The sequence below is a fragment of the Arenibacter amylolyticus genome (assembly GCF_002150785.1).
Classification (GTDB): domain Bacteria; phylum Bacteroidota; class Bacteroidia; order Flavobacteriales; family Flavobacteriaceae; genus Arenibacter; species Arenibacter amylolyticus.
Map to the genome: position 1 here is coordinate 185087 of NZ_MTAZ01000019.1, position 16699 is coordinate 201785.

Consider the following 16699-nt stretch of genomic DNA (forward strand, 5'->3'; position numbering starts at 1 on the left):
TGGAGGGTACTAATTTAGCATGCATGCATACCCTCGCAAAATTCATATACTTTAAAATTATGGGGTGGAAACTAATCGGTTCCTTTCCTAAAGTGGATAAATGTGTGGTAATCGTAGTGCCACATACCAGTTGGGTCGATTTCTTTCTTGGGCTTCTGGTGCGCAGGGTGCTTAACGAGGAGATTAATTTTATTGGAAAGAAGAGCTTGTTTAAGCCCCCCTTTGGCTGGTATTTTCGTTGGATGGGCGGTACGCCTATAGATAGGAGTAAAAATATGGATACCGTAAGGGCAACGGTAAAAATCTTTCAACAGAAAAAACAGTTTAGACTTGCCCTTTCACCAGAGGGAACGCGGAAAAAGGTAAGTGAATGGAAAACGGGATTTTACTATATTGCAAAAGCCGCCGAAGTCCCAATTGTATTGGTTGCATTTGATTTTGGGGAGAAACAGGTAAAGATTTCAACACCCCATTATCCAACAGATGATAAGGAGTTGGATTTTAAAACCTATAAAGCTTTTTTCAAGGGGGTGATGGGAAAAATCCCTGAAAAAAGCTTTTAGTAGTTTTAATATCGGTTACTCTTCCATGGTGTGATATACATTCTGTACATCATCATCCTCTTCTATCTTTTCTAGAAGTTTTTCCACATCGGCAGCTTCCTCTTCGGATAGTTTTTTGGTAACCTGTGGAATACGGTCAAAGCCAGAGGAAAGGATCTCTATTTCTCTGCGCTCCAATTCCTTTTGTATGGCTCCGAAACTTTCAAAGGGGGCGTATATTAGAATACCGTCCTCATCAGCAAATACCTCTTCGGCACCAAAATCGATCATTTCCAGTTCCAGTTCCTCAGGATCGATGCCTTCTGTGGGAATCCTAAAATTACAGGTATGGTCAAACATAAATTCTACCGAACCGGAAGTTCCTAGGCTTCCGTTGCATTTATTGAAATAGCTTCTTATGTTGGCAACAGTCCTGGTATTGTTGTCCGTTGCGGTCTCTACTAAAATAGCGATACCATGAGGGGCGTAGCCTTCAAAAAGCACCTCCTTATAATCGCCCAAACTTTTGTCCGAAGCCCTTTTTATAGCCCTTTCCACATTGTCCTTGGGCATATTTACGGCCTTTGCATTTTGGATTACCGCTCGTAACCTCGCGTTGGATCCCGGGTCTGGACCCCCCTCTTTTACTGCAATTACAATATCCTTGCCTATTCTTGTAAAGGCTTTGGACATTGCCGACCATCTTTTCATCTTTCGTGCTTTTCTAAACTCAAAAGCTCTTCCCATTATTTGTTTTTGTTTAGATTAAGGAAACAAATTTAATAATTTTTAAGGCTGTAACAACAGTTCTAGTTTATTCACTGTCTATTATCTCCTCTATTTTTTTTGCCAATTTGAAGTCCTTTTCCGTTACACCGTTGGCATCATGGGTATTGAGGCGAATATGAAGGGAATTGTAAACGTTGCTCCAGTCGGGATGGTGGTTTTGTGCCTCACACTCGAAAGCAATTCTGGTCATTACCGAAAATGCTTCTTTAAAGTTCTTAAATTCGAAAGAGGTTTCTATGGCGCCTTCAACATATTCCCAGCCTTCCAATTGTTCCAATCTTTTTTCTATTTCTTCTTTGGATAATGTGCTCATGTCGTTAATTTTTATAAAGTTAATAAAATAAGCCTAGGATAGCGTGTGCTATTCTGTAAAGATATGCTGGTCTATGATGTCTTGATAGCTAAAGCGTAAATATTTGGGTAGTCGATTCATATTGGGCAATACGGCAAGATAGCGATCTTCATTGGAGGTGTATACCCTTTTATAAATGGGCCGAGATTTCCCCATACGTTTTACGATTTCCTCAATAAATTCGTCATGGTGAATTAGATCTTCGGAGCCTAGGTGGTAAATTCCAGATTTATTTCTATTGATGATATAGTGAATTTGCTGGGTAAGCCTGTCCTCACTAGTGACGTTCATAATTAGATTGGGAAATACTTCTAAGGGTTGGTTCAGCGTCAAGGCGTCTTTCACCTCCCTTATTCTGGGGGAGTGGCTGCCAAAAACCATGGGAACTCGTATAATGGTCATTTGGGATTGTGGAATCCGCAACAGCATGTTTTCTATCTTTATTTTGAGTCGGCCATAAATGCTTTCCGAATAGGTTTTGTCGTACTCATAGGAAGGGTACTTGCTATAGGCATCAAAAACATTGGCAGAGGAAATAAAGTGTAGTTTGCAATTGTGCTCTAAGATATAGGCTATTAGGTGTTGATGAGCCACTATTTGCGCCGGAAAATTGCCCCTTAGGGCGGAGATGATGATGTTGGGTCTTACCTTTTCTAGGATTTGAACAAGGTCGTCCTCCTCTAGGTCATACCTATAGAAGTGATGGTTGTCCTCAAATCGTTTTCTTGCGGAATAATAAGTTCCGTAGGTATCAAAATAGGAGTTTAGTTCCCGGTAAATAGCATTTCCGATAAAACCACTGGCTCCTAAAATGAGTATTTTATTCATTCAATCATCTCCTTTTCCCTTACTCAGTTAATTAAAATGAGCTTATACTTTATAGAAAGGGGGTTTTACTATGGTTGCCGGAACCGCCTTTTTTCTAATTTGAATATAAATGTTATTGCCAATTCCTGAGACTTCTGTAGGAACAAATCCGAGACCTATTCCTTTGGAAAGTGAGGGCGACATGGTTCCGGAGGTTACCTTTCCCAGAGTATTACCATCTTGGTCTACAATGTCATATCCTTGTCTTGGAATACCTTTTTCGTTAAGTTCAAAAGCGATCAACTTTCTTTTAGGGCCGGCTTCCTTTTCTTTGGCCAACGCTTCGCTATTTACAAAATCTTTAGTGAATTTTGTAATCCACCCCAATCCGGTTTCCAGTGGAGAGGTAGTATCATCAATATCGTTGCCATACAGGCAGTACCCCATTTCCAATCTTAAGGTATCCCTAGCAGCAAGTCCGATAGGCTTTATTCCATAAGCTTCACCAGCCTCAAAAACCTCGTCCCAAATCTGTTGAACTTCCTCGTTTTTGCAATATATTTCAAATCCGCCCGATCCGGTGTATCCGGTGGCCGAAATTATGACGTTGGGGATGCCTGCAAAATCCGAAACTACAAAGGTGTAGAATTTTAAGGTAGATAAGTCAACCGATGTTAATTTCTGCATGGCTTCCACTGCCTTGGGACCCTGAATGGCCAGCAAGGAATATTCCGCGGAAATATTGCGCATGTCTGCCCCTATCTCCTTATTGTATTTACTGATATGCTCCCAGTCTTTATCTATATTGCTAGCATTTACAACCAATAAATATTGGTCCTCTTTCATTTTATAGATGATAAGGTCGTCTACAATGCCTCCCGTTTCATTGGGAAGGCAACTGTATTGCGCCTTTCCTACAGTTAGTTTGCTTGCATCATTGGAAGCTACTTTCTGGATAAGATCCAAGGCTTTTGGTCCGCTTATTAGAAATTCTCCCATATGAGAAACATCAAAAACACCCACCCCGTCTCTAACGGTTTGGTGTTCTGCGTTAACGCCTTCATAGGAAACGGGCATGTTGAATCCGGCAAAAGGAACCATTTTTGCACCCAATGCCTCATGGGTTTTTGTTAATGCTGTATTTTTCATGGTATTGGTTTAAAAGGTAAAAGTATCGAAAATTAATCGATAGGAAAATGCATGCGGAATTTTGTTTATAGAATTTTGGTCTAAGGTTAAAGGGGTTGCCCACCCGCAAGGCCTAACTGGTTCAGGGTAAATTAGGTGTTCGGATACTACTCTTAGTGATATTTCCCGTGCTAGTTAATTGTTCCTTAAAAAAGTTTTTAAATCTTCGTACGCTGAAATGGTTGTGGATACTTTCTTCTTATCCATCAGCTGAGCAATTTTTTCAGGTAACTCAATTTTTTCTTTCAAGGTATCTTCTACCACATCCAAAAATTTCACTGGGTGGGCGGTTTCCAAAAATATTCCATAACTGTTAGGATGGTGCTCCTGATACTTTTTAAGGCCAAGGTAGCCAACCGCGCCATGGGGATCTGCAATATAATTGTGGTCCCTATATAGCATGCGCATTGCCTCTTTGGTCTCCTCATCTGTAAATGAGTACGAGCTTAAGTTTTTGGACAGTTCCTCAAAATTGTCCTTATATAAATGCCTTATCCGAATAAAATTACTAGGATCTCCTACATCCATGGCGTTGGATATGGTGGCAACGGAGGCTTTTGGATTATAAATACCGGTAGCCATAAAGTTGGGGACAATATCATTCACATTGGTGGCGGCTACAAAGTGCTTGCAGGGCATCCCCAATTTTTGGGCCATAATACCTGCGCAAATATTCCCGAAATTTCCGCTGGGTACGGAGAAAACGATCTCTTTACCCAAAGTTTTTGCGTGTTTATAGGCAAACAGAAAGTAGAACATCTGAGGGAGCCATCGCGCTACATTGATACTGTTAGCTGAGGTAAGTTGCATGTTTAGCGTTAGTTCCTTATCTAAAAAAGCCGATTTAACCATTTCCTGGCAATCGTCAAAGGTACCATCTACTTCCAATGCGGAAATGTTTTGTCCTAAGGTGGTCAATTGCTTTTCCTGAATATCACTCACCTTTCCGCTGGGGTATAAGATCACCACTTTAACCCCAGGGACGCCCAAGAATCCGTTGGCAACCGCACCTCCAGTATCCCCGGAAGTGGCTACTAGTACAGTAATATTATTCCTCTTTTCCTTAGAAAAATACCCTAGGCAACGGGCCATAAACCTAGCGCCTACATCTTTAAAAGCCATAGTGGGGCCATGGAAAAGTTCCAAGGAAGCAGTATTTTCAGTGATGGGAACCAAGGGGAAATCGAAGTCTAGTACTTCTTTCAAGATGGTCCTTAGGGCTTTTTCGGGAATGGTATCGCTTACAAATTGATTGATGGCCCTATAGGCAATCTCCTGATTGGATAAGGTTTCGATGTTGTCAAAAAAAGAAGCAGGTAAGGGGGTAATTTCATCTGGAAAGTACAAGCCCCTATCTGGAGCAATTCCTTTTATGACGGCCTCTTTAAAGGAGACCGAAGGAGCATTTTTATTTAGGCTGTAATAATTCATGGATTGCAGTGTTAAATTCTTCAATTGCTTTTTTAGGAGGCGCTAGTGCGACTATAATATTTTTATTCCCTCAGTATTTATTTTGGATACGTGTACATCATTGTCTACCCCAATCTTTTGATACACTTTTTTCATGGCCTCAGCAACGGATCGTGCAATATCCTCACCTTCGCTTAAAGCAAAAATAGAGGGGCCAGACCCGGAAATGCCACAGCCCAAGGCTCCTGCTTCCAAGGCGTCTTCTTTTACCTTATCAAATCCTGGGATTAGAATAGAGCGGATGGGCTCTACAATATGGTCTACTAGAGATCTCCCAATTAAGTCGTAGTCATTGGTAAATAGTCCAGCAATTAGTCCGCCTACATTCCCCCATTGTTTAATGCCATCCTCCAAGGATATGTTGGTTTTTAGAATACGTCTAGAATCGGAGGTTTTTACCTCAATTTGTGGATGTATTACGGTAGCATAGAGGGCGGGTGGGGTGGGGATATTAATAATATCTAAGGGCTGATAGCTGCGTACTAGGGTGAATCCGCCAAATAGGGCAGGGGCTACATTGTCTGCATGGGCTACCCCACTGGCCAATCGTTCTCCTTCCATGGCAAATTTCACCAATTCCAATTTGGAAAAAGGATTGCCAAGAAGTGCGTTCATTGCCCAAACGGCTCCAGCAGAACTGGCGGCACTACTCCCAATACCACTGCCTGCCTTGATTTTTTTGTAGATCTCAATTTCAAAACCTCCATCGTATTCACTGGCTGCTAAAAGGGCCAAACCAGCAACTCCCGCTACATTTTGTAGGGTCTCTGTGGGCAGGTCCTGTCCAGTTAGTTTGGTGATTTTAATTCCTTTTTCGGAAGTTTTCCTTACCACCATTTCGTCCCCAACGGCCTCCAAAGCCAAACCCAATACATCAAATCCGCAGGATATATTGGCAATGGTGGCTGGAGCGAATATTCTTATTTCGTTTTTGTTCATTTTTTATCAATTCAAAAAATTACAATCCTGCCCTTAGTGGTAAAAGTAAAGATTACTAAGGGCATTGTTTTGTTAATGGCCTAGAAATTCCCTATCCGGATAATATCGGCAAAAATACCAGAGGCCGTTACGTCTGCACCAGCGCCCGCACCCTTAATAATCATCGGCTGGTTGGGATATCGTTCTGTATAGAACAAAACAATATTGTCACTACCCTCCAGGTTGTAAAAGTCGTGCCCCTTGGGGATCCGTTGTAAGCCAACACTGGCTTTTCCATCCTCAAACTGTGCTACATATTTCAATTTACTGTCTTCTTCTACCGCCTGTTGGTAGAGGGCTTGGAAAGACTCCTCATGTTCCTTTAGCGTGCGGAAAAAATCCTCGTTATTGGTGGTTTCCAAACTTTCCTGGGGAAGGAAAGATTGATTTTCAATATCTTCTATCTCCAATATATTCCCGCTTTCTCGGGCTAGGATCAGTATTTTCCTCATGACATCTATTCCACTTAGGTCAATTTTAGGATCGGGTTCTGTATAGCCTTCCTCTTGAGCTTTTTTAACAATATCGTGAAAAGTGGTATGGTCGTTAAAATTATTAAAAACAAAATTTAAGCTACCAGAGAGTACTGCTTGTATCTTTAAAACCTTATCCCCAGAGGCAATTAAATGCTTTAGGGTGTCTATAATGGGGAGGCCAGCTCCTACATTGGTTTCAAATAGGAAGGGGGCATTGTATTTTCTGGCCAAATCCTTCAATTCCTGATAATGGCTAAATTGGGAGGAACAAGCTATTTTATTACAGGTGACCACAGAAATGCTGTTTTTTAAATAATTAGGGTAGGTGGAAGATACCTCTTCGCTGGCGGTATTGTCCACAAAAATACTGTTCCTGTAATTTAACTTCATGACTGTGTCATAGAAGCGGGCTTTGTCCGCTTTTGGACCAGAAGCCAATAGTGCCTCCCAATTTTTTAATGGGATGCCGTCCTCATCAAAATACATGGTTCTGGAATTAGACATTCCAATAACGCGGATATTGAGCATTAGTTTTTCTTTTAAATACTGCTTTTGTTGTTGTATTTGCGCTATAAACTTGGCTCCCACGTTCCCAACTCCCATTACAAAAAGGTTCAGTTGCTTTATATTTTCCTCGAAGAACACTTCGTGTAGGCTGTTCAAAGCCTTTTTTACATCAGACTTTAAGATAACCGCAGATATATTCCGTTCAGAAGCGCCCTGTGCAATGGCTCTAATATTTACGTTATTCTTGCCCAGCGTACTGAACATTTTTCCGCTAAGCCCTTGGTGACTCTTCATATTGTCTCCAACTAGAGCAATAATGGCTAGGTCTTTTTCGGCGATGACCGGTTTAATTCTACCCCTCGATATTTCAAAGTCGAAGGCTTCGTTTACAATGGCTACTGCCTTCTCGGTATCCTGATTGGAAATACCTACACAGATAGAATGTTCCGAGGAAGCCTGTGTAATAAGGACTACGCTGATACCCGCATTGGAAAGCACTTCAAAGAAGCGTTTCGATATTCCCGGGATTCCTACCATTCCAGAGCCCTCTAGGGAGAGCAAGGCTACTTCTTCTACATGGCTAATACCTCTAACCGTCTTCCCTGTGCCATTTTTATTTTTTGATATTAAGGTGCCAGGCTCTTCCGGTTTAAAAGTGTTTTTAATTTGAATAGGGATGCCTTTGCTTAACACGGGTTGAATGGTGGGTGGGTACAATACCTTTGCCCCAAAATGTGAAAGCTCCATGGCTTCTTCATAGGAAATATGCGGAATGGACCTTGCTTGTTTTACGATTTTTGGATTGGCGGTATACATGCCGCTTACATCCGTCCATACCTGTAATAGTTCCGCATCTAGGGCATTGGCCACAATGGCGGCGGTGTAATCCGAGCCTCCGCGTCCCAATGTAGTGGCGTCTCCGGAAACGGAAGAGGCAATAAATCCGCCCATAACGAGAACCTTATTGTCGTGGTTTTTTAGAATACTAACGCAGTTGCTGTTGGTAAGTTGAAAGTTTACCGTTGTTTTTCCATGCGCCAAATTTGTCTTTATCAGTTTTCTGCTATCGATATATGCAGCATCTATCCCCTCGGCTATAAAATGCTCACTTATAATATAAGAAGAGAGTAATTCGCCATAACTAACAATCTTATCCGATAGTTTGGGGGTGATCTCCCCTATCAAGAAAGCGCCTTCCAAAAGGGTTTCCAAGGTGTTTAATTCGGTTTTCACCTTACTGAGCATCTTGCTCTGAGAGTGGATCGGGATCAGCTCTTTTATGGTGCTTAAATGCCGGTCTTCAATTTCCTTTAAAGCGCTTTTATAAGCGTTGTCCTGAGTACAAGCTAATGCGGCCGATTTTAATAAAAGATCGGTGATGCCCCCAAGGGCCGAGACTACCACGATGGTGTTCTCTGATTGCTGATTGGCAATTATGTTTTTTACTAGATTGATATTGTTGGCATTGGCAACAGAAGTGCCCCCGAATTTTAGAACTTTCATGGTTCGATGGTATTAAGAGAATAAACTGAATTATGAGAAAAAAGAAAACGGACGTATATGTAGTAGCTTACCCCAATGGGGTGGTGGTACCGATAACGGTAATAGCCAAAGTACCATTGGTGAATGGTGATTTGCCTAAAATGATGTCCGATTTTATCAAGGTCATGATATATATAAAGTATCAAATGTAGTATTTTTGATTGCTCTATCAAATCTTTAGGTGAATTTTTACGAGATTGATAATTTATAATAAATATTCTTGAAGAATGAAGATTTATAACGCCCGGGAAATATACGAAGCTGATAAAATCACATTGGAAAGACAGAGGATAACCGCTGAGGAGCTAATGGAAAGAGCTGCAATTCAGATTTTTAACTGGATGCACAACAACTTGCAGGCAGCCAAATCCCCTATACATATCTTTTGTGGTATCGGTAATAATGGGGGAGATGGACTGGTGGTGGCTAGGTATTTAATACAGCATGGATATAGTGTATTTGTTTATATAATTAATTTCAGCGAACACCGGTCCAAGGAGTTTTTGGTGAATTTAGATCGGTTAAAAGAGTTGAATGTTGCGCCGAAATATTTGGAGGAAAACTCCCCACTGCCACGCTTGGAAAAGGATGCGATTGTTGTAGATGCTATTTTTGGAATTGGCCTGTCTAGGGAGGTAGCTCCGTGGATATTAAAAGTTTTTCAAGTAATAAATGAGTCCTCGGCCTTTGTGCTGTCGGTAGATATACCCTCGGGAGTTTTTATGGACCAAAAGGTGCCTAAAGCTGATGAAGCCATTAAAAGTGATTTGTTGCTTAGTTTTCAAGTGCCAAAACTTATTTTTTTCCTGCCAGATACGGGGGCCTTCATTAGCCGATGGGAACTGTTGGATATTGGTTTGGATCAGGAGTATTTAAAAGGGGTGGTTTCCAAGTATCAACTGGTGGATGCGTCGGAAGCTGTTAGCTTGTATCGTCCTAGGGAAAAGTTTTCGCACAAGGGAACCTATGGGCATTCGGTGATTGTTGGTGGTAGTTATGGGAAGATAGGTGCGGTCTTATTGGCTGCAAAGGGGTGTCTTAAATCGGGAAGCGGATTGGTTACTGCCTTTGTTCCTAAATGTGGTTATATCCCCCTGCAAAGTGGATTTCCGGAGTTAATGGTCCTTACCGATGACAATGAGGAGCAAATCACTGATATAAAGATCAATTTTAAGCCTAGCGTCATCGGGATTGGAGTAGGTCTGGGTACGGATGCACGAACATTGCGAGCATTTTCCCAGTTCTTGGCATCTAATACGGCTCCCTTGGTTATTGATGCGGATGGTTTAAACCTTATGGCTAAGGATCCATCACTGCTTGGTCTGCTTCCTTCACAAACCGTACTTACGCCTCATCCCAAGGAGTTAGAGCGGTTATTGGGTAAATGGAAGAACGACTTTGATAAGTTAAACAAAACCAAGGCGTTTTCTAAAAAGTACGATTGTATTGTAGTGATAAAAGGGGCGCATACCACCACGGTATACAAAGATAGGGGGTACGTTAACGCTACTGGAAACCCTGGAATGGCCACAGCAGGGAGTGGTGATGTGCTTACTGGCATAGTTACTGGATTAATCGCTCAGGGGTATCCTCCTTTAGAAGCAACAATTTTGGGGGTGTATTTGCATGGGAAGGCGGCTGATATAGCAGTAGCCCAATGTGGTTATCAAGCGATGGTGGCTACGGATATTTTTTCGAATTTAGGAAAGGCTTTTAAGTCGTTAGAGGAAGGGGTGGACTCGCCTATTGGGCCAAAAAAGGATTAGGGGAGATGTATGATGAACGAGTAGAGGGGATAAATTAGGCGCGAACCCGTCTTTTTACCCAGGCCAAGGCATTGTCCGTATCAATGAAAAATTTCATGTTTTTTTTGTAGAAGAGCTTTTCTATATTGAAATTGTGCATGTCTATCTCCTTAAGTGAGACTACAGCCAAGGCTTTTAAGTTATCTATTTCCCTAAGCTGGTTATAGATCATAGGATCTATGGCATACGAAAATTTGCGCAGGCTGATGAATCCAAAATTTCTTCCTCGAAAATGAATTTCTATAATACCGAGGATTTGGAAAAACCGCGCTACATCTATAGTGGTTCCTTCGTCAAATATTGCGATCATATAATCGTCAAATACTTGTACTTTTCCAATCTCCAGTTGGTATTCCCTAACGATGATGGTTTTTTTGGGTTTTCCCACTTTCATTATTAATAATTTACACAATGTCTCGGTGGCGAATGTATAATTATGGGCAGCTTTTTTGAAAATAATTAGATTAAAGACTTAATAATCGTTTATATGGAAATCTAGCTGGTGGATCTGTGATTGAATTCTTACACCTATTGATATAATCATGTTTTAATTATAGGAAAGGGCGGTAAGGCCTTGAGGGTGTTGTAGTCTGCGCGGGATTTTAAATTTACCTTTTATACTTTTTTTGATTTAGAGCTGTGGGCAGCTACTGTTGGCTGAGATTTAATTTAATGATGCAAAGCAGTAGTTGGGGTATAGGTTCATCTTTAAATTGGAATTGCTATTTAAAGGGCAGTGGTAGGGGTAGGCTGAGATTATAGGAAAGAGTATGGGGCGGAATAAAAAGGCAGATAGGAAATTGATTCCTATCTGCCTGTTCCTTGAGGTCTATTGGATAAACCTGTGTAACATTGATCTAACTATACTTTTTTATACAATTAGTCGCCTTTGTGTTATTAAAATTTAGGTCTTGGAAGATTCCTCGGCCTTGTTAATTTTAATGGTGAGTTTTTGTTTTTCCTCATCCAAATCCATGTGAATTGTATCGCCCTCTTGCAATTTTGAGTTTACAATCTCCTCCGCCAATGCATCTTCAATATATTTCTGAATGGCACGCTTAAGGGGTCTTGCTCCGTATTGCTTGTCGAAACCTTTTTCGGCAATATAATCCTTTGCTTTTTCAGAGAGGAAAAGGTTGTACCCTATATCCTTGATTCTGGCGTACAATTTCTTTAGCTCAATATCTATAATCTTATGGATATGCTCTCTCTCCAAGGCATTAAAGACAACTACATCGTCAATTCTGTTCAGGAACTCGGGGGCAAATGCTTTTTTCAGGGCATTTTCAATTACACTCTTCTGATGTGTATCTGCCTGCGCTTTTTTTGCGGATGTCCCGAAACCAACTCCTTGACCAAAATCCTTTAGTTGTCTAGCCCCAATGTTCGAGGTCATGATAACCACCGTATTTCTAAAGTCGATCTTCCTACCTAAACTATCGGTAAGGAATCCATCGTCTAATACTTGTAAAAGCATATTAAAGACATCTGGATGCGCTTTTTCAATCTCGTCCAGGAGAATCACGGAATATGGTTTGCGACGCACTTTTTCCGTAAGCTGTCCACCTTCCTCATAACCAACATATCCTGGAGGTGCACCTACCAATCTAGAGATAGCGAATTTCTCCATATACTCGCTCATATCAACGCGTATCAGGCCATCTTCGGAATCGAACAATTCCTTAGCGAGTACCTTGGCAAGTTGTGTTTTACCCACCCCGGTCTGTCCTAGGAAAATAAAGGAGCCAATCGGTTTATTGGGGTCTTTAAGTCCGGCACGGTTTCTTTGGATAGCTTTAGCCACTTTAGATACGGCATCGTCTTGTCCTATTACGTTGGCCTTAATTAATTCCGGTAATTTAGCAAGTTTATTGCTTTCTGTCTGTGCAATTCTATTTACTGGAATACCGCTCATCATGGATACTACATCTGCAACATTATCTTCCGTTACGGTTTCCTTGTGAAGCTTACTATCCTCTTCCCAGCGCTCTTGCGCAATGGCTAAATCCTTTTCAATTCGCTTTTCATCGTCCCTAAGCTTGGCAGCCTCTTCGTACTTCTGTTTTTTGACTACCGAATTTTTCAATTCACGTACTTCTTCCAGCTTTTTTTCTAATTCCAAAATCTGTTTGGGAACGTCCATATTAACAATGTGGACCCTAGAGCCAGCTTCGTCCAAGGCATCTATAGCCTTGTCTGGTAAGAATCTGTCTGTCATATAGCGACTGGTGAGTTTAACACAGGCAACGATGGCTTCATCCGTATAATGCACGTTGTGGTGTTCCTCGTACTTTCCTTTTATGTTTTTGAGTATTTCAATGGTTTCCTCAATAGTGGTAGGTTCTACCAATACCTTTTGGAATCGTCTTTCCAAGGCCCCATCTTTCTCAATGTATTGACGGAATTCATCCAAGGTAGTGGCACCAATACATTGTATTTCGCCTCTCGCCAAAGCAGGTTTAAACATATTGGAAGCATCCAAGCTTCCTGTTGCTCCACCAGCTCCAACTATAGTGTGGATCTCATCAATAAAGAGGATAACATCGTCATTCTTCTCCAATTCGTTCATCACCGCCTTCATGCGCTCTTCAAACTGGCCTCTGTATTTTGTGCCTGCCACCAGGGAGGCTAGGTCTAAGGTTACCACTCTTTTATTGTAAAGAATCCTAGATACCTTTTTATTGACAATTCTAAGGGCCAAGCCTTCGGCAATGGCGCTTTTCCCTACACCGGGTTCCCCTATCAATAAAGGGTTGTTCTTCTTTCTCCTACTGAGAATCTGGGATACCCTTTCTATTTCTTTTTCACGACCCACTACAGGGTCCAACTTGTTTTCCTCTGCCATTCTGGTGAGGTCTCGTCCAAAATTGTCCAAAACGGGTGTCTTGGATTTCTTGCTCCCCTTGGGAGTACCGGCACCAAAGGTGCTTTCCTTCTCCTCGTGGGAGTCGCCAGAATCGCTTGGAAAGGATTCCGAGGTTGGGGAGTCTATATAGTCGTCATCACTTGTAATCATAGATTTAAATTGGTCTTTTACCCCGTCATAGTCTACTTTTAATTTGTGAAGTAGCTTGGTGGTGGGGTCATTTTCATTGCGTAAAATACAGAGCAAAAGATGTGCTGTGTTAATGGAAGAGCTTTGAAAAAGCTTGGCCTCCAAAAACGTTGTTTTTAAAGCACGTTCTGCCTGCCTTGTAAGGTGAAGGTTTTTCTTGTCCTTCTGCACAGTGCCGGAGCTGAGGTTTGCCGGACTTAGAATTTCCACTTTTCTCCTCAGGTGGTCTAAGTCTACGTCCAAGGCATCTAAAATGCTAATGGCCTTCCCATTACCGTCCCTAAGCAGTCCTAGCATTAAATGCTCCGTTCCAATAAAGTCGTGCCCTAATCTAAGGGCCTCTTCCTTACTGTAAGCAATAACGTCTTTTACTCTAGGGGAAAAATTATCATCCATAAAATATCCTTTCAACTTTAAAAATAGTAAATCTATACTAAACTAGGGCAAATACTATACCTAATTATAAATATAATTGCTCAATTGACAAAAAAAGGTTTTCTGACGTAAAAAACAACTTGTAAATTGCGAATAAAAATTTTGGCTAGTTGTGTTGATAAAAACTTTACAAAAGTATAGCTTTATTGCCTTGGTAGTGCCGATTTTGTGTATATTGTCGTGCTTTTTTTAACTAATTTTAGAGAAGATTTTAAATGGCAGAAAGAGAAAGATTAATTCCGGTTAACATAGAAGAAGAAATGAAATCTGCGTACATTGATTATTCAATGTCCGTCATTGTGTCACGTGCCCTGCCAGATGTCAGGGATGGATTGAAGCCAGTGCACAGAAGGGTTTTGTTTGGGATGCACGAATTGGGGGTTAGATCCAATAGTGCCTATAAGAAATCGGCCCGTATTGTGGGTGAGGTATTAGGTAAGTACCACCCGCACGGAGATACCTCCGTATATGATTCCATGGTGCGTATGGCCCAGGACTGGAGTTTACGCTATATGTTGGTGGATGGCCAAGGTAACTTTGGCTCTATAGATGGAGACAGTCCGGCAGCGATGCGTTATACGGAAGCCCGTATGCGCAAAATAGCCGATGATATGTTGATTGATATAGAAAAGGATACGGTAGACCATCAACTGAATTTTGACGATTCATTGAAAGAGCCCACCGTATTGCCAACCAGAGTGCCTAACCTTTTGGTGAACGGTGCCTCCGGTATTGCAGTAGGGATGGCCACCAATATGCCTCCCCATAACCTTTCGGAGGTGGTAGATGGTACCATTGCCTATATAGACAATCACGATATTTCCGTGGACGAGATCATGACGCATATAAAAGCCCCCGATTTTCCAACCGGAGGTATTATTTATGGATATGATGGCGTAAAGGAAGCCTTCCATACCGGTAGAGGACGGGTAATGGTACGGGCGAAAGCCGAATTTGAGGAAGTGCAAGGCAGGGAGTGTATCGTGGTAACAGAGATTCCTTACTTGGTGAACAAGGCCGATATGATTAAAAAGACGGCAGACCTTGTAAATGAAAAGAAAATAGATGGAATTGCTTCTATTAGGGACGAGTCCGATAGGAACGGAATGCGTATTGTCTATGTTTTAAAAAGAGATGCTATTCCCAATATTGTTCTTAATACCTTATATAAGTATACTGCACTACAATCCTCGTTTAGTGTAAACAATATTGCCCTTGTTAACGGCAGGCCAAAATTACTGAACGTAAAGGATATGATCCACTATTTTGTGGAGCATCGTCATGAGGTGGTCGTAAGGCGTACCGAGTTTGAACTTAAGAAAGCAGAAGATAGAGCTCACATACTAGAGGGGCTTATCATCGCTTCGGACAATATAGATGAGGTTATTGCTATCATCAGAGGCTCTTCCAATGCAGATGAGGCTAGGGAGAAATTGATGGAGCGCTTTAAGCTAAGTGAAGTTCAGGCAAAGGCAATCGTAGATATGAGATTGCGTCAGTTGACCGGACTGGAGCAGGATAAGCTAAGAACCGAATATGAGGAGGTAATAGCTCTTATTGCCGACTTAAAGGATATTTTGGCAAGGAAGGAGCGTAGAATGGAGATCATTAAGGAAGAACTCCAAGAGATCAAGGATAAATATGGAGATAGAAGACGTTCTGAAATAAATATCGCAGGTGGGGATTTAAGTATGGAAGATATGATACCCAATGAGCAAGTGGTTATCACCATCTCCCATGCAGGTTATATTAAGAGAACCCCATTGTCCGAATACAAAACCCAGCATAGGGGCGGGGTGGGCCAAAAAGCCTCTTCCACAAGGAACGAGGATTTCCTGGAGCATTTATTTGTGAGTACCAATCACCAGTATATGTTGTTCTTTACCAAAAAAGGAAAATGTTTCTGGATGAGAGTATATGAAATTCCAGAAGGTACCAGAACTTCTAAAGGAAGGGCAATTCAGAACCTTATTAATATAGAGAACGACGATACGGTAAAAGCCTTTATCTCTACGCAGGATTTAAAGGATGAGGAGTACGTTAACAGTCACTATGTAATTATGGCTACTAAAAAAGGAGTGGTTAAAAAGACCTCCTTGGAGCAGTATTCTAGACCGAGACAAAATGGAATTAACGCGATTGGAATCCGCGAAGGGGATGAGCTATTGGAGGCAAAACTTACCACCGGAGCCAGTCAGATATTCCTTGGTTTAAAATCTGGAAAAGCCATTAGATTCGAGGAAAGTAAGACTAGACCCATGGGACGAAATGCCTCTGGAGTAAGGGGAATTACCCTGGACAGTGAGCAGGATGAGGTGATAGGAATGGTAGCAGTTCATAATTTTGATGAGGAAATTCTGGTGGTTTCTGAAAACGGTTATGGAAAAAGATCCAGTATTGAGGATTATAGAATAACCAACCGAGGAGGAAAAGGAGTGAAAACCATTTCCGTTACCGAAAAAACAGGAGAATTGGTGGCCATTAAAAACGTATCCGATTCCGATGACCTTATGATTATCAATAAATCTGGTATCGCTATTAGAATGAGCGTAGAGGATTTAAGGGTAATGGGACGTGCTACCCAAGGAGTTCGACTTATAAATATTAAGGGGAAAGATTCCATTGCAGCAGTAGCAAAAGTGATGAAGGAAGAAGAGGATTTGGAAGATGTGGACAACTTGGATGTAGACGTTAATCCAGAAAATGGCACGGCTCTTGATAATGATGAAGGGCAAAAAGAATAAGTTTATACA

13 protein-coding genes are annotated in these 16699 nt (G+C 41.5%); 4 read left to right on the top strand and 9 right to left on the bottom strand.

The genetic code is table 11. The features are described 5' to 3' along the window. The first annotated feature begins 23 nt into the window (after positions 1-23). The gene (locus BV214_RS09620; protein ID WP_086477283.1) at positions 24-563 is read left to right on the top strand and encodes a 1-acyl-sn-glycerol-3-phosphate acyltransferase; all 540 of its coding nucleotides are present in this window, start codon (positions 24-26) and stop codon (positions 561-563) included. Between the two features lie 15 nt (positions 564-578). On the opposite strand, the gene BV214_RS09625 is transcribed toward BV214_RS09620, so the two are convergent. The 7 genes from BV214_RS09625 to thrA all read right to left on the bottom strand — a co-directional run bounded on the left by BV214_RS09625 (position 579) and on the right by thrA (position 8612). Continuing rightward, the gene (locus BV214_RS09625) at positions 579-1289 is read right to left on the bottom strand and encodes a YebC/PmpR family DNA-binding transcriptional regulator (RefSeq protein ID WP_086477284.1); all 711 of its coding nucleotides are present in this window, start codon (positions 1287-1289) and stop codon (positions 579-581) included. 67 nt (positions 1290-1356) lie between these two features. Continuing rightward, entirely contained in the window at positions 1357-1644 is a 288-nt protein-coding gene (locus tag BV214_RS09630; RefSeq protein ID WP_086477285.1) for a 4a-hydroxytetrahydrobiopterin dehydratase, read from the bottom strand. Positions 1645-1692: 48 nt separating this feature from the next. Then, positions 1693-2511 carry a sugar nucleotide-binding protein gene (locus BV214_RS09635; RefSeq protein WP_086477286.1) on the bottom strand — a complete coding sequence of 273 codons (819 nt, stop codon included), beginning with the start codon at positions 2509-2511 and terminating at the stop codon, positions 1693-1695. Positions 2512-2553: 42 nt separating this feature from the next. After that, positions 2554-3639, bottom strand: coding sequence for a glycine cleavage system aminomethyltransferase GcvT (gcvT, locus tag BV214_RS09640; protein ID WP_086477287.1), 1086 nt, complete (start codon positions 3637-3639; stop codon positions 2554-2556). Between the two features lie 174 nt (positions 3640-3813). Then, a complete protein-coding gene (gene thrC / locus BV214_RS09645; protein ID WP_086477288.1) occupies positions 3814-5109 on the bottom strand; it encodes a threonine synthase in 1296 nt (431 codons plus the stop codon). 51 nt (positions 5110-5160) lie between these two features. Further along, a complete protein-coding gene (locus BV214_RS09650; RefSeq protein WP_086477289.1) occupies positions 5161-6087 on the bottom strand; it encodes a homoserine kinase in 927 nt (308 codons plus the stop codon). 80 nt (positions 6088-6167) lie between these two features. Then, complete coding sequence (thrA, locus tag BV214_RS09655) at positions 6168-8612, bottom strand: bifunctional aspartate kinase/homoserine dehydrogenase I (protein ID WP_086477290.1); 2445 nt, start codon at positions 8610-8612, stop codon at positions 6168-6170. 32 nt (positions 8613-8644) lie between these two features. On the opposite strand from thrA, the gene BV214_RS16780 reads away from it, so the two are divergent. Together BV214_RS16780 and BV214_RS09660 are read left to right on the top strand one after the other, a co-directional pair. Continuing rightward, on the top strand, positions 8645-8803 hold the full coding sequence (locus tag BV214_RS16780; protein WP_176328489.1) for a hypothetical protein: 159 nt from the start codon (positions 8645-8647) through the stop codon (positions 8801-8803). 75 nt (positions 8804-8878) lie between these two features. After that, complete coding sequence (locus BV214_RS09660; RefSeq protein ID WP_086477291.1) at positions 8879-10417, top strand: NAD(P)H-hydrate dehydratase; 1539 nt, start codon at positions 8879-8881, stop codon at positions 10415-10417. Positions 10418-10451: 34 nt separating this feature from the next. On the opposite strand, the gene BV214_RS09665 is transcribed toward BV214_RS09660, so the two are convergent. After that, on the bottom strand, positions 10452-10850 hold the full coding sequence (locus BV214_RS09665) for an STAS/SEC14 domain-containing protein (protein ID WP_086477292.1): 399 nt from the start codon (positions 10848-10850) through the stop codon (positions 10452-10454). 510 nt (positions 10851-11360) lie between these two features. Continuing rightward, a complete protein-coding gene (locus BV214_RS09670) occupies positions 11361-13907 on the bottom strand; it encodes an ATP-dependent Clp protease ATP-binding subunit (protein ID WP_086477293.1) in 2547 nt (848 codons plus the stop codon). A gap of 254 nt (positions 13908-14161) precedes the next feature. Here BV214_RS09670 and gyrA point away from each other — a divergent pair, with 254 nt between their 5' ends. Further along, positions 14162-16690: a DNA gyrase subunit A gene (gene gyrA, locus BV214_RS09675; protein WP_086477294.1), complete on the top strand. Its 2529-nt coding sequence runs from the start codon at positions 14162-14164 to the stop codon at positions 16688-16690. Positions 16691-16699: the final 9 nt, after the last annotated feature.

Excerpts from the sequence above, each read along its gene's own strand:
- BV214_RS09660 (WP_086477291.1), top strand. The coding sequence starts at position 8,879 with ATGAAGATTTATAACGCCCGGGAAATATACGAAGCTGATAAAATCACA.
- BV214_RS09635 (WP_086477286.1), bottom strand. The coding sequence starts at position 2,511 with ATGAATAAAATACTCATTTTAGGAGCCAGTGGTTTTATCGGAAATGCT.
- gyrA (WP_086477294.1), top strand. The coding sequence starts at position 14,162 with ATGGCAGAAAGAGAAAGATTAATTCCGGTTAACATAGAAGAAGAAATG.
- BV214_RS09650 (WP_086477289.1), bottom strand. The coding sequence starts at position 6,087 with ATGAACAAAAACGAAATAAGAATATTCGCTCCAGCCACCATTGCCAAT.
- BV214_RS09625 (WP_086477284.1), bottom strand. The coding sequence starts at position 1,289 with ATGGGAAGAGCTTTTGAGTTTAGAAAAGCACGAAAGATGAAAAGATGG.
- BV214_RS16780 (WP_176328489.1), top strand. The coding sequence starts at position 8,645 with ATGAGAAAAAAGAAAACGGACGTATATGTAGTAGCTTACCCCAATGGG.
- BV214_RS09665 (WP_086477292.1), bottom strand. The coding sequence starts at position 10,850 with ATGAAAGTGGGAAAACCCAAAAAAACCATCATCGTTAGGGAATACCAA.
- thrA (WP_086477290.1), bottom strand. The coding sequence starts at position 8,612 with ATGAAAGTTCTAAAATTCGGGGGCACTTCTGTTGCCAATGCCAACAAT.
- thrC (WP_086477288.1), bottom strand. The coding sequence starts at position 5,109 with ATGAATTATTACAGCCTAAATAAAAATGCTCCTTCGGTCTCCTTTAAA.
- BV214_RS09670 (WP_086477293.1), bottom strand. The coding sequence starts at position 13,907 with ATGGATGATAATTTTTCCCCTAGAGTAAAAGACGTTATTGCTTACAGT.
- BV214_RS09630 (WP_086477285.1), bottom strand. The coding sequence starts at position 1,644 with ATGAGCACATTATCCAAAGAAGAAATAGAAAAAAGATTGGAACAATTG.
- gcvT (WP_086477287.1), bottom strand. The coding sequence starts at position 3,639 with ATGAAAAATACAGCATTAACAAAAACCCATGAGGCATTGGGTGCAAAA.
- BV214_RS09620 (WP_086477283.1), top strand. The coding sequence starts at position 24 with ATGCATACCCTCGCAAAATTCATATACTTTAAAATTATGGGGTGGAAA.